This window comes from Pseudomonas sp. A34-9 (assembly GCF_029543085.1).
Classification (GTDB): domain Bacteria; phylum Pseudomonadota; class Gammaproteobacteria; order Pseudomonadales; family Pseudomonadaceae; genus Aquipseudomonas.
Genome location: NZ_CP119967.1, coordinates 4,157,965 through 4,180,356 on the forward strand (window position 1 = coordinate 4,157,965; position 22,392 = coordinate 4,180,356).

At 59.7% G+C, this 22,392-nt stretch carries 19 protein-coding genes; 5 read left to right on the forward strand and 14 right to left on the reverse strand.

Annotated features, from left to right (window positions below; genetic code table 11):
* Positions 1 to 103: 103 nt before the first annotated feature.
* Together P3G59_RS18495 and P3G59_RS18500 are read left to right on the forward strand one after the other, a co-directional pair.
* On the forward strand, positions 104 to 442 hold the full coding sequence (locus tag P3G59_RS18495; RefSeq protein WP_277758438.1) for a type II toxin-antitoxin system Phd/YefM family antitoxin: 339 nt from the start codon (positions 104 to 106) through the stop codon (positions 440 to 442).
* Positions 439 to 816 (forward strand): type II toxin-antitoxin system VapC family toxin, encoded by a 378-nt coding sequence (locus tag P3G59_RS18500; protein ID WP_277758439.1) that lies wholly within the window; start codon positions 439 to 441, stop codon positions 814 to 816. Before P3G59_RS18495 ends, P3G59_RS18500 begins: the two co-directional genes overlap by 4 nt.
* A gap of 320 nt (positions 817 to 1,136) precedes the next feature.
* On the opposite strand, the gene P3G59_RS18505 is transcribed toward P3G59_RS18500, so the two are convergent.
* From P3G59_RS18505 to P3G59_RS18530, 6 genes are read right to left on the reverse strand one after another with little or no spacing between them, the layout of a single operon-like run.
* Complete coding sequence (locus P3G59_RS18505) at positions 1,137 to 2,879, reverse strand: ABC transporter substrate-binding protein (RefSeq protein ID WP_277758440.1); 1,743 nt, start codon at positions 2,877 to 2,879, stop codon at positions 1,137 to 1,139.
* Positions 2,880 to 2,926: 47 nt separating this feature from the next.
* The gene (locus tag P3G59_RS18510; RefSeq protein WP_103305295.1) at positions 2,927 to 3,199 is read right to left on the reverse strand and encodes a DUF2160 domain-containing protein; all 273 of its coding nucleotides are present in this window, start codon (positions 3,197 to 3,199) and stop codon (positions 2,927 to 2,929) included.
* 10 nt (positions 3,200 to 3,209) lie between these two features.
* The gene (locus tag P3G59_RS18515) at positions 3,210 to 4,010 is read right to left on the reverse strand and encodes a carbohydrate ABC transporter permease (protein ID WP_027614646.1); all 801 of its coding nucleotides are present in this window, start codon (positions 4,008 to 4,010) and stop codon (positions 3,210 to 3,212) included.
* A 9-nt stretch (positions 4,011 to 4,019) separates the two neighbouring features.
* On the reverse strand, positions 4,020 to 4,886 hold the full coding sequence (locus P3G59_RS18520) for a sugar ABC transporter permease (protein ID WP_007912484.1): 867 nt from the start codon (positions 4,884 to 4,886) through the stop codon (positions 4,020 to 4,022).
* On the reverse strand, positions 4,883 to 5,989 hold the full coding sequence (locus P3G59_RS18525; RefSeq protein ID WP_277758441.1) for an ABC transporter ATP-binding protein: 1,107 nt from the start codon (positions 5,987 to 5,989) through the stop codon (positions 4,883 to 4,885). Before P3G59_RS18525 ends, P3G59_RS18520 begins: the two co-directional genes overlap by 4 nt.
* Positions 5,989 to 7,083, reverse strand: a complete 1,095-nt coding sequence (locus P3G59_RS18530) for an ABC transporter ATP-binding protein (protein ID WP_277758442.1) — start codon at positions 7,081 to 7,083, stop codon at positions 5,989 to 5,991. The genes P3G59_RS18525 and P3G59_RS18530 overlap by 1 nt, the downstream gene beginning before the upstream one ends.
* Before the next feature lie 331 nt (positions 7,084 to 7,414).
* Between P3G59_RS18530 and P3G59_RS18535 the strand changes: the two genes are divergently transcribed.
* On the forward strand, positions 7,415 to 9,253 hold the full coding sequence (locus P3G59_RS18535; protein ID WP_277758443.1) for a sigma-54-dependent Fis family transcriptional regulator: 1,839 nt from the start codon (positions 7,415 to 7,417) through the stop codon (positions 9,251 to 9,253).
* A gap of 189 nt (positions 9,254 to 9,442) precedes the next feature.
* Here the strand turns inward: P3G59_RS18535 and P3G59_RS18540 are convergent, their stop codons facing one another.
* The 3 genes from P3G59_RS18540 to P3G59_RS18550 form a co-directional block, all read right to left on the reverse strand.
* Complete coding sequence (locus tag P3G59_RS18540) at positions 9,443 to 10,660, reverse strand: MFS transporter (RefSeq protein ID WP_277758444.1); 1,218 nt, start codon at positions 10,658 to 10,660, stop codon at positions 9,443 to 9,445.
* Positions 10,661 to 11,155: 495 nt separating this feature from the next.
* A complete protein-coding gene (gene cysS, locus P3G59_RS18545) occupies positions 11,156 to 12,538 on the reverse strand; it encodes a cysteine--tRNA ligase (RefSeq protein ID WP_277758445.1) in 1,383 nt (460 codons plus the stop codon).
* Positions 12,539 to 12,560: 22 nt separating this feature from the next.
* On the reverse strand, positions 12,561 to 14,261 hold the full coding sequence (locus tag P3G59_RS18550) for a glutamine--tRNA ligase/YqeY domain fusion protein (RefSeq protein ID WP_277758446.1): 1,701 nt from the start codon (positions 14,259 to 14,261) through the stop codon (positions 12,561 to 12,563).
* A 249-nt stretch (positions 14,262 to 14,510) separates the two neighbouring features.
* Between P3G59_RS18550 and P3G59_RS18555 the strand changes: the two genes are divergently transcribed.
* On the forward strand, positions 14,511 to 15,017 hold the full coding sequence (locus tag P3G59_RS18555; RefSeq protein ID WP_025108967.1) for a peptidylprolyl isomerase: 507 nt from the start codon (positions 14,511 to 14,513) through the stop codon (positions 15,015 to 15,017).
* A complete protein-coding gene (lpxH, locus tag P3G59_RS18560) occupies positions 15,014 to 15,760 on the forward strand; it encodes a UDP-2,3-diacylglucosamine diphosphatase (RefSeq protein WP_277758447.1) in 747 nt (248 codons plus the stop codon). The genes P3G59_RS18555 and lpxH overlap by 4 nt, the downstream gene beginning before the upstream one ends.
* A 180-nt stretch (positions 15,761 to 15,940) precedes the next feature.
* Here the strand turns inward: lpxH and P3G59_RS18565 are convergent, their stop codons facing one another.
* The 5 genes from P3G59_RS18565 to P3G59_RS18585 form a co-directional block, all read right to left on the reverse strand.
* Positions 15,941 to 17,470, reverse strand: a complete 1,530-nt coding sequence (locus P3G59_RS18565; RefSeq protein WP_277758448.1) for a DHA2 family efflux MFS transporter permease subunit — start codon at positions 17,468 to 17,470, stop codon at positions 15,941 to 15,943.
* 166 nt (positions 17,471 to 17,636) lie between these two features.
* Positions 17,637 to 18,839 (reverse strand): HlyD family efflux transporter periplasmic adaptor subunit, encoded by a 1,203-nt coding sequence (locus P3G59_RS18570; protein ID WP_277758449.1) that lies wholly within the window; start codon positions 18,837 to 18,839, stop codon positions 17,637 to 17,639.
* 15 nt (positions 18,840 to 18,854) lie between these two features.
* Positions 18,855 to 20,324 carry an efflux transporter outer membrane subunit gene (locus tag P3G59_RS18575; RefSeq protein WP_277758450.1) on the reverse strand — a complete coding sequence of 490 codons (1,470 nt, stop codon included), beginning with the start codon at positions 20,322 to 20,324 and terminating at the stop codon, positions 18,855 to 18,857.
* Complete coding sequence (locus P3G59_RS18580) at positions 20,314 to 20,796, reverse strand: MarR family transcriptional regulator (RefSeq protein ID WP_277758451.1); 483 nt, start codon at positions 20,794 to 20,796, stop codon at positions 20,314 to 20,316. Before P3G59_RS18580 ends, P3G59_RS18575 begins: the two co-directional genes overlap by 11 nt.
* Positions 20,797 to 21,051: 255 nt before the next feature.
* Positions 21,052 to 22,368, reverse strand: coding sequence for a DUF308 domain-containing protein (locus P3G59_RS18585; RefSeq protein WP_277758452.1), 1,317 nt, complete (start codon positions 22,366 to 22,368; stop codon positions 21,052 to 21,054).
* Positions 22,369 to 22,392 lie beyond the last annotated feature (24 nt).

The window sequence follows — 22,392 nt, forward strand, 5'->3', positions numbered from 1 at the left end:
CGAAAGCTCTCGCCGCAACCTCCGTTTTGTCCTACAGCCAGTTTTGAGTAGATAGCTCTATGGTGGAGGCCTTGGCAGATGGAATATCGACGAGAGGCAAAAAATGAACAGGGATATCGTTTGCGAATGGGCTGAAGAAGTCTATGGATTGGCAGTGCTGAAATATTCTGGCTATATTTGTCCAGAATACAGGGGTGAGCTGATGATCATCGTTCCGCTGGCTGAAGCCAAAAACAATTTATCCAAACTCGTCGACGATGCCGCTGCTGGCCAAGTCATCACGATTGCCAAGCATGGCCGGCCGATGGCTCGCCTCATTCCCGTAGGAAAACCCAGCGCTCAGCGTATTGGCGCAATGAAAGGCAAACTGGTGTTGCCCGACGATTTCGACTCACCATTGCCCGATGACATGCTTGATGCATTCGAGGGCACTCAAGCATGAGGCTTCTGCTCGACACGCACATTTTGCTCTGGACGCTCAGTGATGACGCCAGACTGTCCGGCAAAGCCAGAAAACTGATTGAGAACGCCGCCGAAATCTACATCAGCGCCGCCACCTTCTGGGAAATGGCGATCAAGGTCGGGCTCGGCAAGCTGAATGTTGATCTGGAAGAAATCCGCCAATATTGTCTCGACAGTGGCTTTATCGAACTGCCAGTGACTGCAGAGCACGCCATCGCCGTGAGGGATCTTGAGCACCATCATCGCGATCCGTTTGACCGCATTATCGTGGCCACAGCAATGACCGAACCGATGAAGTTGCTCACGGCTGATGCTTTGGTTGCTCGGTACACAGATTTGGCTGTTCTGGTCTGATCAAGACACATCCAGTACCGGCACACATCAATGCTGGCAGGCCAGCTCCCACAGTAATTTGCGGTGTGCGCAGAGTTTTGTGCACTCACAGAAACCTGTGGGAGTCTGGCTTGCAAGCGATGGCAGCGGGTCATTCGACAGCTTTGTTGTCTGACACACCGCAATCGCGAGCAGGCTCACTCCTACAGGTTTTTGTGTCGTTCACGGATGATGCGTACGCCGCAATCCCCTGTAGGAGTGAGCCTGCTCGCGATTGCGGTGTGTCAGGCACAAATGAAAACGGCACCTTGCGGTGCCGTTCGCCTTTCCCATTTCAGCTGTTACTTGCGCGCATCCGCCCACGATTTCAGCAGTTCGTTGTAGCTCACGGTCTCGCCCTTCGGCTTCTCGTTGGCCAGTTTCGGTTTCGGTGCGCCCGGCTGGTCAAACCAGTATTGCGCATCGCGTTCCGGGTTCATCTTCGGTGCACAAACAGCTTGAGCCTTGGAGCGTTCGAGGCGCGTCATGATCGCGTCCTGATCCTTGGCCAAACCGTCGAGCGCCTGTTGCGGGGTCTTCTCGCCACTCGCTGCTTCGGCGATGTGGCTCCACCACAATTGCGCCAGACGCGGATAGTCCGGCACGTTGGTGCCGGTCGGGGTCCATTGCACGCGGGCCGGGCTGCGGTAGAACTCGACCAGACCACCGAGTTTCGGCGCCAGATCGGTCATCGCCTGCGAGTTGATGTCCGACTCGCGAATCGGCGTCAGGCCGACGATGGTTTTCTTCAGCGACACGGTTTTCGAGGTGACGAACTGCGCGTACAACCAAGCCGCCAGTTTCTGTTTCTCAGGCGTCGACTTCATGAACGTCCACGACCCCACGTCCTGATAGCCGAGCTTCATGCCCTCCTCCCAATACGGCCCGCGCGGCGATGGCGCCATGCGCCATTTCGGCGTGCCGTCGGCGTTGACCACCGGCAGGCCCGGTTTGGTCATGTCGGCGGTGAACGCGGTGTACCAGAAGATTTGCTGGGCGATGTTGCCTTGCGACGGCACCGGCCCCGACTCGGAGAAGGTCATGCCCGCCGCTTCCGGTGGCGCATAGGCCTTGAGCCAGTCGACATATTTCTGCGTGGCGAACACCGCCGCCGGGCCGTTGGTGTCGCCGCCACGGGTCACGCTGGAGCCGACCGGGTGGCAATCCTCGACGCGAATCCCCCACTCGTCCACCGGCAAACCGTTGGGCAAGCCCTTGTCGCCGCCGCCGGCCATGGAGAACCAGGCATCGGTGAAGCGCCAGCCCAGCGACGGGTCTTTCTTGCCGTAGTCCATGTGCCCGTAAACGCGCTTGCCGTCGATTTCCTTGACGTCTTCGCTGAAGAATTTGGCGATGTCTTCATAGGCCGACCAGTTCACCGGCACGCCCAATTCGTAGCCGTACTTTTCCTTGAACTTGGCTTTCAGGTCGGCGCGCTCGAACCAGTCGGCGCGGAACCAGTAGAGGTTGGCGAATTGCTGGTCGGGCAGTTGATAGATCTTGCCGTCCGGCGCCGTGGTGAAGGAGATGCCGATGAAGTCCTTGATGTCGAGGGTCGGCGAGGTGAAGTTTTTGCCTTCGTTGGCCATCAGGTCGGTGATCGACTCGGTCTTGCCGTAGCGAAAGTGCGTACCGATCAGGTCCGAGTCGTTGACCCAGCCGTCATAAATATTCTTGTCGGACTGCATCACCGTCTGCATTTTTTCCACCACGTCGCCTTCTTGCAGCAGGTCGTGGGTGAGCTTGATCCCGGTGATTTCGGTGAAGGCCTTGGCCAGCACTTTCGACTCGTATTCGTGGGTGGTCAGGGTCTCGGAAACGACCTTGATTTCCATGCCGCGAAACGGCTCGGCGGCCTTGATAAACCACTTCAATTCTTCGAGTTGCTGATCGGCCGTCAGGGTCGACGGTTTGAATTCACTGCCGATCCATTTTTTCGCCGCGTCTTCGTAGGCATCAGCCCAGGCGACTGCGCTCAAACCGCTGAGTGCCAGCATGGCTGCCAATGAAATGCTATGTCGCAGCTTATTGTTTTTGTCGAACATAGAGACCTCCTGTTTAGGATTTCGGAGCACGGTGCCGATCGATTCGACTAGCCCCAACGCATCACAGCCAACAGCCACACCAGGGACAACGCGGACGCGACCCAGATGCTCCAGTCGGTGGCGCCGATGACCAGCAAATGCAGGTAGGCGCTGCCGAGAAGACCGATAAACAAGCGATCGCCACGGGTGGTGGCAATCGGCAGAAAACCTCGCCGCAGGATGCTCGGCGAGCGCAATTCCCATGTGGTCATGCCCACCAGCAGCAGACCAATGGCGATGAAGAACCCCGCTGTCGGGGTGGTCCAGCTCATCCATTCCATCATCAGTTCCTCAGACCCGGCCGAGGGCAAAGCCCTTGGCCACGTGGTTGCGCACAAACCAGATCACCAGCATGCCCGGCAGAATGGTCAACACCCCCGCCGCCGCCAGCACGCCCCAGTCGATACCCGAAGCCGAGACCGTACGGGTCATCACCGCAGCAATCGGTTTGGCGTTCACCGAGGTCAACGTACGCGCGAGCAGCAGTTCGACCCAGGAAAACATGAAGCAGAAAAACGCCGTCACACCGATGCCGGAGCCGATCAGCGGGATGAAAATCTTCACGAAGAACTTGGGGAAACTGTAGCCGTCGATGTAGGCGGTTTCGTCGATTTCCTTCGGCACGCCGGACATGAAACCTTCGAGAATCCACACCGCCAATGGCACGTTAAACAGGCAGTGCGCCAGCGCCACGGCGATGTGTGTATCGAATAGACCAATCGACGAATACAACTGAAAGAACGGCAGCAGAAACACCGCCGGCGGCGCCATGCGGTTGGTCAGCAGCCAGAAAAACAGGTGCTTGTCGCCGAGAAAACGATAGCGGGAAAACGCATAGGCTGCCGGCAGCGCGACACTCAGGGAGATCACCGTGTTCAGGCTGACGTAATACAGCGAGTTGAGATAACCGGTGTACCAGCTCGGATCGGTGAAGATCACTTTGTAGTTGTGCCAGGTGAAATCCTGCGGAAACAGGGTCAACCCGCCGAGAATTTCCGTGTTGCTTTTGAACGACATGTTCAGCAACCAGTAGATCGGCACCAGCAGGAACAGGATGTACACCAGCAACGGAATAAGCTTTCTTTTGCTCATGGCCGGGCCTCAACGGTTGGCGTCGGAGTGCGTCATGGCGGTGTAGAACAGCCAGGACACCAACAGGATGATCAGGAAGTACACCAGCGAAAACGCCGCTGCCGGACCGAGGTCGAATTGCCCTACAGCCATCTGCGTCAACGTCTGACTCAAGAAGGTCGTGGCATTGCCCGGCCCGCCGCCGGTGAGCACGAACGGCTCGGTGTAGATCATGAAACTGTCCATGAAGCGCAGCATCACCGCGATCAGCAGCACGCTCTTCAGCTTGGGCAATTGAATGTGGCGGAACACCGCCCAGGCCGAGGCGCGGTCGATGCGCGCCGCCTGGTAATACACGTCGGGAATCGCGCGTAAGCCAGAGAAACACAGCAAGGCTACCAGTGAAGTCCAGTGCCAGACGTCCATCACCAGCACCGTCACCCAGGCGTCCATGGTGTTGGCCGCGTAGTTGTAGCTGATACCCATGGCGTTGAGGCTGGAACCGAGCAAACCGATGTCGGCACGGCCGAAGATCTGCCAGATCGTGCCAACCACGTTCCACGGGATCAGCAGTGGAATCGCCAGAATGATCAGCACCACCGACGACCAGCGGCCCTTGGTCGGCATGGTCAGCGCAACGGCAATACCCAGCGGGATCTCGATCAGCAACACGCACGCCGAGTAGATGAACTGACGCAGCAGCGAGTCATGCAGACGCGGATCAAGCAGCACCTGTTTGTACCAGTCAGCGCCGACGAAGTAGCGGCTGGACTGGTCGAAGATGTCCTGCACCGAATAGTTGACCACCGTCATCATCGGGATCACCGCACTGAACGCCACCAGCAGGAACACCGGCAATACCAGCCACCAGGCCTTGTTGTTCTGCACCTTGTTCATGGCTGCACCTCGTCGGCTTCGAGCAGAAACTCATCGGCATAAACCATCAGCCACTGCGCCGGAAAACTGATGTACGCGGTGCCCTGCGGCACCGGTTTGTCTTCGGCCAGGCGCACTTTCAGCGGCGCGCCGTCGAGGTCGAGGGTCATGATCTTGTAGGTGCCGAGGTCTTCGACGTGTACGACTTTTGCCTGCATCGCGTCATCAAACGGCTCGTCCCACACGTGAATAAACTCGGGGCGGATGCCGACCTTCAGATTTTTCCACTGGCCGTGTTCGATATGGCGCTGCATGGCGTCAGACAACGGCAGATGCGTCGAGGCGAAACCGACGCCGCCGGGTTGTGGCTGCACCTCGATCAGATTCATCCCGGGGCTGCCAATGAAGTAGCCGACAAAGGTGTGGCTCGGCCGCTCGAACAATTCCCGTGGCGTGCCGAACTGCACGATCTGGCCGCCGTACATCACCGCGATCTTGTCGGCGAAGGTCGAGGCCTCGAGTTGATCGTGGGTGACGTAGACCATGGTGATGTTGAACTGCTCGTGGATCTGCTTGAGCTTGCGCCGCAGTTTCCACTTCAGGTGCGGGTCGATCACCGTCAGCGGTTCGTCGAAGAGGATCGCCGACACGTCGTCACGCACCAGGCCACGGCCCATCGAGACTTTCTGTTTTTCGTCGGCGGTGAGATTGCGCGCCTTCTTGCTCAAGAGGTTTTGCAGGTCGAGCACTTCGGCAATTTCCTGCACCTTGCTGTGCACTTTCGCCTCGGCCATGCCCTGATTGCGCAGCGGGAAGGCGAGGTTATCGAACACGGTCATGGTGTCGTAGACCACCGGAAACTGGAAAACCTGGGCGATATTGCGCTTCTCCGGCGTCAGGTCGTTGACCGCTTTGCCGTCGAACAGCACGTGGCCCTGCGAGGGGCTGAGCAGGCCGGAAATGATGTTGAGCAAGGTCGACTTGCCGCAACCCGACGGGCCGAGCAAGGCATAGGCGCCGCCCTGCTCCCAGACGTGGTCCATTTCGCGGATCGCGTAATCCTCCGCGCCGCTCGGGGTTTTGCTGTAGCTGTGGGCGAGGTGTTGCAAACGGATTTCGGCCATCAGGCAACCCTCGCGACGCGCCGGCCCGGTGCTTGCACCAGACGGCCCTGCGCATCGAAAACGAACAGTTTGTGGGTCGGGATGTAAATGCGGATCGGCGCATCGACGTCGTATTCGTGAACCCCGGGCAGGTGCAGCACCAGCAGGAAATGCTCGTTGCGCACGTGCAGGAAGGTTTCCGAGCCGCTGATTTCGGCGACTTCAACGGTGACGGCCAGTTCGAGGTCGTCATCGTTGCTCGGCACCAGCGAGATGTGGCTGGGGCGCACACCGAAGCGGAACTCGCCCTCGCCCACCGGGCGCAGATCGACGTTCAACGGGAAGTGCACGAAGTTGGCGAAACTGACTTCGTTACCGGCGATGCGCCCGGGCATCAGGTTGATCGGCGGCTCGGAAAACAATTCGGCGGCGAGCACGGTTTGCGGCTGGTGGTAAACCGAGGTCGACGGGCCGCTCTGGATTACCCGGCCCTCGTGAAGAATCGTCGTGGTCCCGCCGAGAGCCAGCGCTTCATTGGGTTCGGTGGTGGCGTAAATGGCGATGGTGTGGCGCGCCTTGAACAGCTCGCGCATTTCCTGACGCAGCTCTTCGCGCAGTTTGTAGTCGAGGTTGACCAGCGGCTCATCGAACAGAATCAGCTCGGCGTCCTTGACCAGCGCGCGGGCCATGGCGGTGCGCTGCTGTTGGCCGCCAGAGAGTTCCAGCGGATAGCGCTGCAGAAACTTCTCGATGCGCAGCATCTTCGCGGTTTCCTGCACTTTGCTATGGATGATGTCTTTTGACACTCCGGCCTGGCGCAGCGGCGAGGCGATGTTCTCGAACACGGTCATGGTCGGGTAGTTGATGAACTGTTGATAGACCATCGACACGTTGCGCAGGCGCACCGGGCGTTGGGTGACGTCGACGCCGTTCATCAGGATGCGGCCGCTGTCGGGTTTATCCAGACCGGCCATCAAACGCATGAGGCTGGTTTTGCCGGACAGGGTGCGGCCGAGCAAAACGTTGAAGGATCCGGGTTCGAATTGCAGGCACGCATCGTCGATCCAGGTCTGGCCCTCGACGGTACGGCTGACGTGCTCCAGGGTGAGTGACATGGCTCGGCCTTTTTATTATTGGAGTCAAGCGACCTGTGCACGGGAGCGAGTTTCGTGCCAGAAATGGCAAGTGGTTGATTTGTCGTGAAAATCGTTGAAAGCGCGGGGATTGGGCGTTCATTGCTGAACACATTTGAACAGTTGGGCGATTGACAATGAACAATAGTGAACAACACTCTACGGACTGCTCACGCTCCCTGTAGGAGCTGCCGAAGGCTGCGATCTTTTGATCTTGTTTTTTAAAGTCAAAGTCAAAAGATCGCAGCCTTCGGCAGCTCCTACAGGGGATCGCATAAAAATAATAAGAATGCTGCATCAGAGGCCCACTGCCATGGCCGCACCCGCCCCGCCGCTGTCCCACGACGCGATCGTCCAGACTTCCTGGCAACGTTGTCGCGCGTTCGGTCTCGATCACCAGAGCACGCCGGCCTTCGATCAGTTGCCCGCCGCCGGCATTGCGCAGTTGCTCGACAGCCATCATTCACTGGTGCAGACCACGCACCAGGAAGTCCTGCCCTATTACGAAAACATCCTCAGCAATTCCAACTGCCTGATCATGCTCGCCGACAATCAGGGCCAAGTCCTGACCTCGTGGGGCACGCAACGCTTTATCGAGCCGAATCTGGCACGGGGCTTTCAGGCCGGGGCGAGCTGGGTGGAGCGCACCAGCGGCACCAACGCGATCGGCACGGCACTGGCCTGTGAACAAGCCGTGCACATCGAACACGACGAACATTTCCTCAAGGCCAACCGCTTCATGACCGGTTCCGCCGCGCCGATTTTCGACGCCGAGCGCAAGGTGATCGCGGTGCTCGACGTGTCCAGCGACAGCTACCTGCCGCCCTCGCACACCCTGGGCATGGTCAAGATGATGAGCCAGACCGTAGAGAACCGGCTGATCCTCAACCTGTTCCATGGCCAGCACTTTCAACTGACCTTCAACACCGGGTTGAACAACCTCGACAGTCAGTGGGCCGGGTTGCTGATCTTTGATGAAAGCGGGCAAGTGCTGTCGGCCAATCGCCGTGCCGATAATCTGCTCGGCGTGCGTTTGTCGCGTGTCAGCGTTGAGAGCCTGTTCAAAGTGGCGCTGCTGGAATTGATCAATCAGCCCGACGGGTTGCCGTTTGCCTTGCAGAGCTCTGGGCGTAACCGTTTTCAATGCTTGTTGAAGCGGCCGAAACAGGCGTCGATTCAACCGCGCGTTTTTGCGGCTGAACCGAAAACTGCCGCGCCCACCGCCATCAGTCTCAACACTCTGCACTTCGGCGACAGTCGCGTTGAAAAAGCCGTGCGGCAGGCGGAACGGTTACTGGAGAAAGACATTCCGTTGCTGATCCACGGCGAAACCGGGGTCGGCAAGGAAGTCTTTGTCAAAGCCCTGCATCAGGCCAGCTCACGGAGCAAACAGGCATTCATCGCCGTGAACTGTGCGGCGATCCCCGCCGAACTGGTCGAGTCGGAACTATTCGGCTACGAGAAAGGCGCGTTCACCGGTGCCAACCAGAAAGGCAGCATCGGCCTGATTCGCAAGGCTGATAAAGGCACGTTGTTTCTTGATGAAATTGGTGACATGCCGCTGCCGACGCAAGCGCGTTTATTGCGGGTGTTGCAGGAGCGCTGTGTGCAGCCGGTGGGCAGCAGCGAGTTGTTCCCGGTGGACTTGCGGATTATCTCGGCGACTAACCGATCTTTACGCGAACAGGTGCAATTGGGCAGGTTTCGTGAGGACTTGTACTACCGCATTGGCGGGCTGACGCTGGAACTGCCACCGCTGCGCGAGCGCAGTGATAAACAAGCGTTGTTCAAACGGTTATGGGAACAGCATCGTGAGCCGACGCAATGGGCGGGATTGAGTCGTGAAGTGCTGGAGTTGTTCGAACGGCATCCATGGCCGGGGAATTTGCGCCAAGTCAGCAGCGTGATGCAGGTGGCGCTGGCGATGGCCGAGGAACAGCCGGTAAGGCCTGAGCATTTGCCGGATGATTTTTTTGTCGATCTGGAGATGGAGCCGGTGGAGAGCGCGCAGCCGCTGGGCCTGGATTTAAATGATGTTGAGGCGTTGAACCGGGAGTTGAAGGCGGCCGGGGGGAATATTTCTCATCTGGCACGCAGGCTTGGGGTGAGCCGCAATACTCTCTACAAGCGGTTGCGGCAGATTGAAGGTTGAGTGAACCCCACTCCCCTCATCGGAACGCCGCCCGCCTATCCCTCTCCTCCAGGAGAGGGAGCTGACCGAGGTGTCTGGCGCTGGAGATCGACCTGAAACATCGTGGCGATTATGGATTCGGTGCAAATCGCTCAGGTCGGTGTATCTCGTGAGCATCCGCCATTCAGTCCCCTCTCCTGGGGGAGAGGGCTAGGGTGAGGGCAAAAATTCCGGATCGACCTGCACAGCCGAAGCCGCCTCCAATGTGCGCAACCCCACCAGCACGACCACCACCATCATCAACCCTGCGCCAATCGCCACGCCGAATCCCGCTCGCGCGCCGTATGCATCGATAACCAACCCCGCCAGCATGCCGCCCAGCGCAACGCCAATGCTGATGCCGGTGGTCATCCACGTCAGCCCTTCGGTGATCCGCGACGGCGGGATGATGATCGTCCCCAGCTTCATGACCACGACCATCGTTGGCGCAAACGAAATGCCGGCAATAAACAGCGTCCCTGACAGGACGTAAACATCCGCCGCAAAAATCGGCAATACACCGGTGAACGCCGTGACCAGGATCCCGATCAGGAACTGTTTTTCGATCGCCAGCGAAACCCTCATCGCGCCGAACGTCAGGCCCGCCACCAGTGAACCGAACGCATAGGCGGCGAGGATAAAGGTCGCCGACGCTGGCCAGCCTTGCGCATTGGCGAACGCCACGACGGCAACATCGATTGCTCCACCGATAACGCCCATCGCCAACAACGCGAGGACAATGGTGCGAACGCCGGGGATCAGCAAGGTCGAGCCGCCATGGCTGGCCTGGCCCACGACAACCTTGGGTTCCGTCTGGCGTTGCAGGAGGAACGCCGTCACTCCGACGGCCAGCAACCCGACCGCGACCAGTGGCCCGGCCTCGGCGAAAAAACTCACGCTCAAGCCGATCGCCAGTGGCGGACCGACGATGTAAGCCATTTCGGTGAGGACCGTGTCCAGCGAGAACGCCGTATGCAATTGCGGTTTGCCCCGGAACAACTGCGTCCAGCGCGCGCGGATCATCGACGGCATGCTCGGCATCGTCCCCGCCAGCGCGGCCAGAACGAAGAGCAACGCGGCGGGTGCACGCAAATAGACGGCGATGATCAGCGCCAGCAACATGCCAATGCTGAACGCCGTGACGACAGGCAGCACGCGACTCTGGCCATGTTGATCGACCCGTTTCGAGATGTGCGGGCCGAGCAGCGCATTGGCGAGGGTGAACGTACCGGCGACGGCACCGGCCAGCCAGTACACACCGGTTTGCTCAACCAGCATGGTGATGATGCCAATGCCGATCATTGCCTGCGGCAACCGCGCAATAGAACTCGCGAGCACTAACCCCGTGGCGCCGGGCGTTGTTAGCAGTTCGCGATAGTGATTAGCCATGGTGTCTCCCTTCCAGAATCGTCGCTGCTCAGCATCCCGCTGAACGCGTTGCCGACATCAAGACCTACGCGAACATCAAAAGCAACCCTCACCCCAGCCCTCTCCCGGAGGGAGAGGGAGTCGACCGAGGTGTCTGGCGTTGTACATCGACCTGACAGATTGTGTCGATTATGGATTCGGAGAAAAACTTTCAGGTCGATGTATTCTTGAACATCCCCCATTCAGTCCCCTCTCCCGGAGGTAGAAGGTGCCGACCGAGGTGACTGGCGTTGTACATCGACCTGACAGATTGTGTCGATTATGGATTCGGCAAACATCGTTCAAGTCGGCGTATCTCGCGAACATCCCCCATTCAGTCCCCTCTCCCTCTGGGAGAGGGTTAGGGTGAGGGGCTCTTTTACGCGCCCAAACAAAAACCCGCACAAGGCGGGTTTTGTTGATCGTTCCCACGCTCCGCGTGGGAATGCAGCCCGGGACGCTCTGCGTCCCTGATCATCAGTCAGCCAGACGCCAGGTCGTGCCACCCTTGCCGTCTTCCAGCACCACGCCCATCGCCGTCAGCTGATCACGGATACGATCGGACTCAGCCCAATCCTTACCCGCACGCGCCGCCAGACGCGCGGCAATCAGCGCATCCACTTCAGCCGCATCGACACGCCCTTCGGCGCCGGCCTGCAGGAAGTCATCGGCTTCGAGCTGCAACACACCCAACACACTCGCCAGTTCTTTCAGACGTGCCGCCAGACCCGCCGCTGCGTCGAGATCGCTCTCACGCAGACGGTTGATCTCACGCACCATCTCGAACAGCACCGCACAGGCTTCCGGCGTGCCGAAGTCGTCGTTCATCACCGTGGTGAAACGCTCGACGAAGGCTTCGCCGCCCGCCGGCGCCACGGTCGGCAGGCCTTTCAACGCGTGGTAGAAACGCTCCAGTGCGCCCTTGGCGTCCTTGAGGTTATCTTCCGAGTAGTTGATCGCGCTGCGGTAGTGGCTCGACACCAGCAGGTAACGCACGACTTCCGGGTGGTACTTGTCGAGCACGTCGCGAATGGTGAAGAAGTTGTTCAAGGACTTGGACATCTTCTCGCCATTGATACGGATCATGCCGCAATGCATCCACGCGTTGGCGTAGGTCTTGCCGGTGGCCGCTTCGCTCTGGGCGATTTCGTTTTCGTGGTGCGGGAACTCGAGGTCGCTGCCGCCGCCATGAATATCGAAGGTCTCACCGAGGCAGCAGGTGGACATCACCGAGCACTCGATGTGCCAGCCCGGACGCCCGGCGCCCCACGGCGACTCCCAGCTTGGCTCGCCCGGCTTGACGCCTTTCCACAGGACGAAGTCCAGCGGATCTTCCTTGGCTTCATCGACCTCGATCCGCGCACCGATGCGCAGGTCTTCGATCTTCTTGCGCGACAGCTTGCCGTAGCCCATGAACTTGCCGACGCGGTAGTACACGTCGCCATTGCCCGGGGCGTAGGCGTAACCCTTGTCGATCAAGGTCTGGATCATCGCGTGCATGCCCGGAATGTGATCCGTGGCGCGCGGTTCCATGTCCGGCTTCTTGATGTTCAGGCGCGCTTCGTCTTCGTGCATTGCGGCGATCATGCGCTCGGTCAACGCTTCGAACGATTCACCGTTCTCGTTGGCGCGGTTGATGATCTTGTCGTCGATGTCGGTGATGTTGCGCACGTAGGTCAGGTCGTAACCGCTGAAGCGCAACCAGCGGGTCACCAGGTCGAACGCGACCATGCTGCGGCCGTGGCCGAGGTGGCAGTAGTCGTACACGGTCATCCCGCAGACGTACATGCGCACCTTGTTGCCATCGAGCGGCTTGAAGACTTCTTTGCTCTTGGTGAGCGTGTTGTAAATCGTCAGCACTTTTAATTTCCTTGACGCTGAATCACTGGCCCCACGAATCACGCAGGGTCACGGTACGGTTGAATACCGGCTGACCTGGTTTCGAGTCCTTCAAATCGGCAACGAAGTAGCCTTCGCGCTCGAACTGGAAACGGTCTTCCGGCTGTGCATTGCCAAGCGATGGCTCCGCACGACAACCGGTGAGTACCTGCAGCGAATCAGGGTTGATGTTGTCGAGGAAACTCGCGCTGTCTTCAGCCTTCTCAGGGTTCGGAGAGCGGAACAGACGATCGTACAGACGCACTTCGCACTCGATGCTGGCCGCGGCCGGCACCCAGTGAATCACGCCTTTGACCTTGCGGCCTTCAGGGTTCTTGCCCAGCGTTTCCGGATCGTACGAGCAACGCAGTTCGACGATGTTGCCATCGGCGTCCTTGATCGCTTCGTCGGCACGGATCACGTAGCTGCCGCGCAGACGCACTTCGCCATTCGGCTCCAGGCGCTTGTAGCCCTTCGGTGGCTCTTCCATGAAGTCGTCACGGTCGATGTAGATTTCACGGGCAAACGGCAGCTTGCGCACGCCGAGTTCTTCTTTCTGAGGATGGCGCGGCAGTTCGAGGTTCTCGACCTGGTCTTGCGGGTAGTTGGTGATCACGACTTTCAACGGACGCAGCACGCACATGGCACGTGGGGCGTTCGCGTCGAGGTCCTGACGGATGCTGAACTCGAGCATGCCGAAGTCGACCACACCGTCGGAACGGTTGGTGCCGATCATGTCGCAGAAGTTGCGGATCGACGCCGGCGTGTAACCACGGCGGCGGAAGCCCGACAGCGTGGACATGCGCGGATCGTCCCAGCCATTGACGTGTTTCTCGTCCACAAGCTGCTTGAGCTTGCGCTTGCTGGTGATGGTGTAGTTGAGGTTCAGACGGCTGAACTCGTACTGACGCGGGTGCGCTGGCACTGGCAATGCGTCGAGGAACCACTCGTACAGCGGACGATGGCTTTCGAATTCCAGGGTGCAGATCGAGTGGGTAATGCCTTCGATGGCGTCCGACTGACCGTGGGTAAAGTCGTAGTTCGGGTAGATGCACCACTTGTCACCGGTCTGGTGGTGATGCGCGTGACGGATGCGGTACATGATCGGGTCACGCAGGTTCATGTTCGGCGAGGCCATGTCGATCTTCGCGCGCAGCACGCGGGCGCCGTCCGGGAACTCACCGGCACGCATGCGGGCGAACCAGTCGAGGTTCTCTTCTACCGAACGGTCGCGGAACGGGCTGTTCTTGCCTGGCTCGGTCAGACTGCCACGGTATTCCTTGGCCTGCTCCGGGGTCAGGTCGTCGACGTAGGCCTTGCCGGCCTTGATCAGCTCCACCGCCCAGTCGTGCAACTGGTCGAAATACTGCGAGGCGTAGCGCACTTCGCCGGACCACTCGAAGCCCAGCCATTTGACGTCAGCTTCGATCGCGTCGATGTATTCCTGGTCTTCCTTGGCCGGGTTGGTGTCGTCGAAACGCAGGTGCGTAACGCCGCCGAACTCCTGGGCAAGGCCGAAGTTCACGCAGATCGACTTGGCGTGGCCGATGTGCAGGTAGCCGTTGGGCTCAGGCGGGAAACGGGTGACGATCTGGGTGTGCTTGCCCGAGTCCAGGTCTGCCTGGATGATCGGCCGCAGGAAATTGACCGGCACGGCAGGGCCGGACTTGGCATTCGAGGTAGGGTCGACAGTGGGCTTGCTCATAGGATCCTTGACTTACATGTGCGCGGCCGCAGAGGGGGCCAGACAAAACAAAGCCGCTATCATAGCCGATGCTGTCAAGGGGCTGACAGAGCACGGCCTATAAAGGAGCGCATTTAATCGCCGGGAATTGAAAAACAGCCTCGAAATTCGCGCCTGTCACGCTAAACTGCGCACCTTGGCCCATGGGCTGAACCGGTAACGGGCCGAAATGTCCCATTACCCACGAATTCCTTATAAAGAGTAGCGATCATGACTCAAGTCAAACTGACCACCAACTACGGCGACATCGTCATCGAACTGGACGCGGAAAAAGCGCCGATCACCGCTGCCAACTTCCTCGAATACGTTAAAAACGGTCACTACGAGAACGTGGTATTCCACCGCGTGATCAAGGGCTTCATGATCCAGGGCGGCGGTTTCGAGCCTGGCATGCAAGAAAAGAAAGACAAGCGCCCAAGCATTCAGAACGAAGCCGACAACGGCCTGAAGAACGAGAAGTACACCCTGGCCATGGCTCGCACCATGGACCCGCATTCGGCCTCGGCGCAGTTCTTCATCAACGCCACCAACAACAGCTTCCTCAACCACACCGCCAAGACCGCTCAGGGCTGGGGCTACGCCGTATTCGGTAAAGTGGTTGCCGGCACTGAGGTTGTCGACAAGATCGAAGGTGTTGCCACTACCTCCAAGGCCGGTCACCAGGACGTGCCAAAAGACGACGTGATCATCGAGAAAGCCGAGATCATCGAAGCGTGATATTGCTGATTTCAGACTTGCATCTGGAAGAGGAGCGCCCGGACATTACCCGGGCGTTTCTGGATTTGCTCGCCGGACGCGCCCGCTCGGCGAGTGCGTTGTACATCCTCGGCGACTTCTTCGAAGCATGGATTGGCGACGACGCCATGACACCCTTCCAGCGCTCCATCTGCCAGGCCCTGCGCGAATTGAGCGACAGCGGCACGGCGATCTTTCTGATGCACGGCAATCGCGACTTCATGCTCGGCAAGGCCTTTTGCAAGCAGGCCGGCTGTACGCTATTGAAGGACCCGAGTGTCGTGCAGTTTTATGGCGAGCCGGTGCTGTTGATGCACGGCGACAGCCTCTGCACCCGCGACGTCGGCTATATGAAGCTGCGTCGCTATCTGCGCAATCCGGTCACCCTGTTCATCCTGCGCAACCTGCCGCTGAGCAGCCGTCATAAGCTGGCGCGCAAACTGCGCAGCGAGAGTAAGGCCCAGACGCGGATGAAGGCCAATGACATCGTTGATGTCACGCCGGAGGAAATTCCGCGGATCATGCAGGCATTTGGCGTGAAAACCCTGATTCACGGGCACACCCACCGCCCGGCGATTCACAAGCTGCAGCTCGGTGAGCAGGCGGCGAAGCGCATTGTGCTGGGGGATTGGGATCGTCAGGGTTGGGCGTTGCAGGTGGATGAGAGCGGGTATGCCTTGGCACCGTTTGACTTCGCCCCGCCGCTGGCTTTGCCGCACGGCTGAAGATCGCTACCCCCTCACCCCAGCCCTCTCCCCCAGGGGGGCGAGGGGGAAAGGGAGCCGATCTTCATGGCTTTCAAGACCTGAGTTCGACTCGATATCTCAGGTCGGCGTACCTCGAAAGCAACCCGCGGTCAGTCCCCTCTCCCCCTGGGAGAGGGTTAGGGTGAGGGGCTTTTGACCTTAGTGCCCGGACGCCGCCGGCCCTGCCTTAGCAGCAAACGGCGGCTTCGCCAGCCACACAATCAGAATCAACCCCATAAAACCCCAGCCCAACAGCGTGAAGTAATCCACGGTGGAGAGCATGTACGCCTGGCTCGTCAGAATCTGATCCATCTGCGCATAAGCCGATTGGCTCGCGCCGCCCAAATGATTCAAGGTCTCACGAGTCGCCGGCTCGAAGGTGCTGATGCTTTCACTCATGTACGCATGATGTTGATCGGCCCGACGAATCCAGATCCACGTGGTCAGCGACGCCGCAAAACTACCGCCCAACGTCCGCAGGAACGTCGCAAGACCGGCACCATCGGCAATCTGGCTTGGCGGCAGATCCGACATCAGGATGCTCAGGGTCGGCATGAAGAACAGCGCCACGCCAATGCCCATGAACAGCTGCACCAAAGCGATGTGCTGGAAGTCCACCTCGTTGGTGAAACCGGCGCGCATGAAGCAGCTCAAGCCAATCGCCAGAAACGCCAGCCCGGCCAGCAAACGCAGGTCGAACTTGTTCGCGTACTTGCCGACAAACGGCGACAGCAGCACCGGCAGAATGCCGATCGGCGCCACCGCCAGACCAGCCCAGGTCGCGGTGTAGCCCATTTGCGTCTGCAACCATTGTGGCAGGATCAGGTTGATGCCGAAGAACCCGGCGTAACCCAGCACCAACACCAGCGTGCCGATGCGGAAGTTGCGGTAGGCGAACAGCCGCAGGTTGACCACCGGATGCTGGTCGGTCATTTCCCAAATGACGAACACGGCCAGGGCGATCACCGAAATCGCCGCGCCGATGATGATGAAGTTCGACTCGAACCAATCCAGATCATTGCCCTTGTCGAGGATCACCTGCAAGGCGCCAACACCGATGATCAGTGTGATCAGACCGACGTAATCCATCGGCTGACGGCTGGTTTCCACCGGACGTTTGGCCAGCTGCGAGCGCACCACCATCACCGCGAAAATACCGATCGGTACGTTGATAAAGAAGATCCACGGCCAGCTGTAGCTGTCGGTAATCCAGCCACCGAGAATCGGCCCGGCAATGGGCGCGACCACCGTGACCATCGCCAGCAACGCCAGGGCCATGCCGCGCCTGGCGGGGGGATACACGGCGATCAACAGGGTTTGCGTCATCGGGTACAACGGCCCGGCGACCAAGCCTTGCAGCACGCGGAAGCCGATCAATTCCGGCATCGACGTCGAGATACCGCAGAGAAACGAGGCCAGCACGAACAGCATGGTGGCCCAGAGGAACAGCTTCACTTCGCCGAAACGGCGGCTGAGCCAACCGGTCAGCGGCAGCGCAATCGCGTTGCTCACGGCGAACGAAGTGATCACCCAGGTGCCCTGCTCCGAACTCACCCCCAGGTTGCCGGAAATCGTCGGCAGCGCCACGTTGGCGATGGTGGTGTCGAGCACTTGCATGAACGTCGCCAGCGACAGGCCGATGGTGCTGAGCAACAGGCTGGGCGGCGTGAAAGAGGCGTTATTGCTCATTGTGAATCCTATGAAACCAAGTTGACGCCGCGTGCTGATGAACACCGCGACCCCTGTGGGAGCGAGCTTGCTCGCGAAGGCGGTGTACCAGACAAATCAACGGCGAATGACACTCCGCTTTCGCGAGCAAGCTCGCTCCCACAAGGGGCAGTGCCAAAGTCACGATTCAGCGTTGCGCGGTTTTGCTCACCGCAGCGCTGTTGTCGTGGATCAGCTGCGCAATCATCGCGTCGGCTTCAGCCAGTTGACGGTCGTAGACGTTGGTGCTGAACGAGGCTTTTTGCGGCGGTTGCTGCGCCAGCACCGGACCGCTCTGGTCGTGCAAATTCACTTCAACATTGGTCGACAGACCGACGCGCAGCGGGTGCTTGGCCAGTTCTTCGGCGTTGATGTGGATACGCACCGGCACACGCTGAACAATCTTGATCCAGTTACCGGTGGCATTCTGCGCCGGCAACAAGGCAAACGCGCTACCGGTACCCGCACCGAGGCTGTCGACGGTGCCGCTGTATTTAACGTCGCTGCCGTAGATGTCGGATTCGATGTCGACCGGCTGACCGATGCGCATGTCACGCAGTTGGGTTTCCTTGAAGTTGGCGTCGATCCACAGTTGATCCAGCGGAATCACCGCCATCAACGCCGTGCCCGGCTGCACACGCTGGCCGAGTTGCACGGTGCGTTTGGCCACGTAACCGGTCACTGGCGCGATCAAGGTACTGCGGGCATTGGTCAGGTAAGCCTGGCGCAGATCGGCAGCCGCCGACATCACGTCCGGGTGCGACGACACCACGGTGTCATCGACCAGTGCGCTGGTGGTTTTCAGCTGTTGTTTGGCATTGGCCAGGGCGTTTTGCGCCGAGGTCAGATCATCGCGAGCGTGGGACAGTTCTTCCTGAGAAATCGCCCCGCCAGCGGCAAGGTTTTTCCGCCGGTTGAAGTTGTCCTGAGCCTTCTGCACTTCGGCCTGCTGCGCGTTGACCTGGGCTTTCATGCCATCAACGTTGCTGTACAAGCCGCGCACCTGACGCACGGTGCGCGCCAGTTTCGCCTGCGCACTTTGCAGGCCGACTTCGGCGTCGTTCGGGTCGAAGTTGATCAGCACCTGGCCTTCGTGAACCAGATCGCCATCGTCAGCACCGATGCTGACCACGGTGCCGGTCACCAGCGGGGTGATTTCCACGACGTTACCGTTGACGTAGGCGTCATCGGTGCTTTCGTTAAAGCGCCCGATGAACTCGTGATACGCCCAGACGCCGGCGCAGGCGAGTGCAACCACAACGGCCAGCACCAACAGCATGACTTTGCGTTTGCGCGGGTTGCCGGTGTCCGGGGTGTTGCCTTGAGCTTGGGTGTTTTCGGCAGTGGCCATGACAATTACCTTGAATTAGTTGTGCGGCGTGGCTGGGGTGGCGTTGGCTGCGGTCAGGGTTTCACCCTGGAAGCCGCCGCCCAGCGCTTGCATCAGTTGAATCGACAGGTCGATCTGCTCGGCATTGAGGTTGGCCAGCTGACGCTGGGCCTGCAGCAATTGCTGCTCGATGCTGAGCACGTCCAGGTAGTTGCCGATGCCGGAACCGTAACGCTGGACGACGGTGTTGTAAGAATCCTGAGCAATGTCGGTGGCGTGCTGCTGCGCGCCGATCTGCCGACCGATGTCACGCAGCTGGTTGATCGTGTCGCTGACATCGCCCAGTGCTTTCACCAGACTTTTGTTGTACTGCGCCACCGCCAGATCGTAATCAGCGTCGCGCGCATCGAGGTTGGCGCGCAGGCGGCCGCCGTCGAAAATCGGCACCGAAATGGTTGGGGCAATGTTGAAGAAGCGACTGGCCGAACCGAACATCGCGTCACCCAACAAGGATTCGGCACCGGCCGAGGCCGTGAGGTTCAAGTTGGGATAGAACTGAGTCTTCGCCGAGTCGATGTCTTTGCTCGCCGCTTCGACGCGCCACCGCGCGGCGACCAGATCCGGGCGACGACCGAGCAGTTCCGCCGGCAACACCGATGGCACAGCCACAGCACTGGCTTGCAGGACTTTCGGCCGGGCAATTTCGCTGCCGCGATCCGGGCCTTTGCCGAGCAGCACGGCCAGAGCGATCTTGGCGCTGTTCAGGCGTTTTTCCGCGTCGATCAGGCTGGCTTCGGAAGTGGCTTCCAGACTTTGCGTTTGCTGGAATTGGTACTGACTGTCGATACCGGAACTGAGGCGACGCTGGCTCAAGTCGAGCATCTGCTTGGTGCGCTTGAGATCGTCATTGGCCAGGTCATAAACGATATGGGCCTGACCGAGATCGCTGTAAGCGCGAGCCACATCAGCGGCGAGGGTCAACTGTGCCGCCTGACGGTCGACTTCGGCGGCGCGGGCCTGACCGAGTGCAGCTTCCCAGGCATCGCGGTGGCCGCCCCACAGGTCGAAGTTGTAATTGAAGCCGGCGCTGACGTTACGCACGGTGGCGTAGGCATCGCCCTGCCCCAACGGGTCCTGATCCTTGGCCAGGCGCGAACGGCTGATGCCGGCGCTGGCATCGAGAGTCGGATAACGGGCGGCGTCGGCGGCATACGCGGCGGCGCTGGCCTGATGGGCACGGGCTTCAGCGATTTGCATGTCCGGGCTGTCGTGCAGGGCTTCGCGAATCAGACCGTCGAGTTGCGGGTCACCAAGGCTGGTCCACCAGTCGCTTTTCGGCCACGCGGCCGGCGACAGGGTCACGCCGTTGAGGGACTGGCCGACCTTCAGGCTTTTCGCATCAAGGTTCTGGCCATGGGTGTCGAGGCCACTGTAGTTGGCGCAACCGGCGAGGATCATCGCCGACAGCACCAGTGTCAGGCTGCTGCGCAAGGTTTTACCGCTCATTGTGTTCACCTAACCGCTGGATAGTGATCGGGTCACCGGCTGCCAGCAGAATTTTCTTGAGGATGTATTCCAGGGTCTTCAACTCGTCCGAAGTGACGGCGCCCGCCAGTTCATTCATCGCATCGGCGCCGATGTGCGGCAGGCGATCAGCCAGTTGCTGGCCTTGCTCGGTCAGCTTGAGCTGGACTTGGCGACGATCGCCTTCGCTGCGTTGGCGAGCGAGGAAACCTTTCTGCTCCAGACGATCGAGCATGCGCGTCATCGAACCGCTGTCGAGCGACAAATGCCGGCACAGCTCGGCCGGGGTGTCGACGCCGAACTGGGCCATGATGATCAACACCTTGAACTGCGCGGCAGTGATGCCGTGGGGTTCCATGTGGGTGTCGATGATCCTGTCCTTGAGCAGCGCGGCACGGCCAAGCAACAGGCCGAGATGGCAATGTTTGAATTCGTCCGGGGTGAAATGCTTCATTTGCTCACCTAATAACTGCCTAGGCAGTGAATGTATGTCGAGATGTTACTGCCTAGGCAGCGAATGTCAACGAAATAGTTAGGAGGCTTGGTAATTAGTTGACCAATGGAGGGGGATTTGTTGCGCACGCACTGACGCCTTCGCGAGCAGGCTCGCTCCCACAGGGATCTCCATCAGGCACAAACTCTGTGCCAATCAGAGATCCAATGTGGGAGCGAGCCTGCTCGCGAAGACCGCGACTCGGTACAGGATCAATCAGGATTCGTCGGAAGGATGCACAGATGGCGGTTGCACCGGATGCACCTCCCGCCCGCGCAAGGCAGTCGCCACGTACCCAAAAGCACGCTTGGTCACCGCATACATGCTGTGCCAGCCCGGCGGTGCGGGCTCGATGGCAGCATGCAACGCTCGCGCATAATCGAGCACCAGCCCGGGCGTCCAGGCCATCACCTCGGCGCGCTTGCGCACTTGTGCGGCGACCCAGAACTCGGGGCTGAAGATGACTCGGGCAAAGTCGAGCATGCTCGAATGCCCGCGGTTCATCGCCCCTTCAAGGGCGGCTTCGAGGCTATGGGCGACGGCGCTGGAACAATTGCGACTGGTCAGGTTGTACGTGCTGTTCTGCCGATACTCAGACCAGAATGCTTGCAGGCGCCGGGCATCGTAATGGGCAAAACTGACCTGCAGCGAAGACGGGCACCAATCAGCCACCTCGCCGGCATAGTCAGGCAAAAACCGGCCGGCGACATCGTTGTTCGGCGTCGCCCGCAGCAAACGGACGAAATCCCCCGCCGAACGATCGATGTCGTCCTGCGGGTAATGGCTGATGTAGATGTCCGGGCCACACTCCAATGCCGCATGACCGGCGGAGATCACGCCATTGATGTCGACTGCCGCGATATAGCGGTTGAGCAGGCGGTTGCGCACCAGGGTGTCATCCACGGTGCCGCTGGGGGTCCAGACATGAATCACCAGCGCGGCGCTGCTGGCCGGCGCAGTCCCGGCCGGGCTGGTCAACGGCGGCTGGTGCTTGAAGCGCACCGCTTGGCGCAACAAAGCGCAGCCCGAGAGAAACAGACTCATGCCAATGCAGAACGGCACAGTGCCCTTATAAAGCGTCGGATACGGTTCGAGGATAAACACGCCAAAGCCGATTTCGAACAACCCCGCCAGCAGCGACACGTGCCAACCGACAAAGCGCACCACCACCGCAGCCGCCAGCCGAAAGATCCCATCGATGATAAAAGCCCCGCCAAACAGCACCGCCAGAATCAGCCCGGCAGCATGTTGCCGGTCGACGATCAGCAACCCCAGCAAGAGAAAAACCAACCCTCGCGCTTTACGCAGGGCAGCGGCGGTTCCGGTCTGCGGTGCCGGCACCAGCAGCAGGATCAGGGCTTCCAGTAACAACAGATAGCCGAAAAGATGCAGCGGAAAATACAAAACACCGTCCAGCGCATCAATGAAGATGCCCACACCGGCCGCGCCCCAGACAACGCCCGTCAGCGCCAGCGCGGACCAACGCTTGCGGACAAAGTCGTGACCGAGCAAGACCATACTCAAGCGGACCATAGGCGTCTCTGTTCTCTTCGGGCA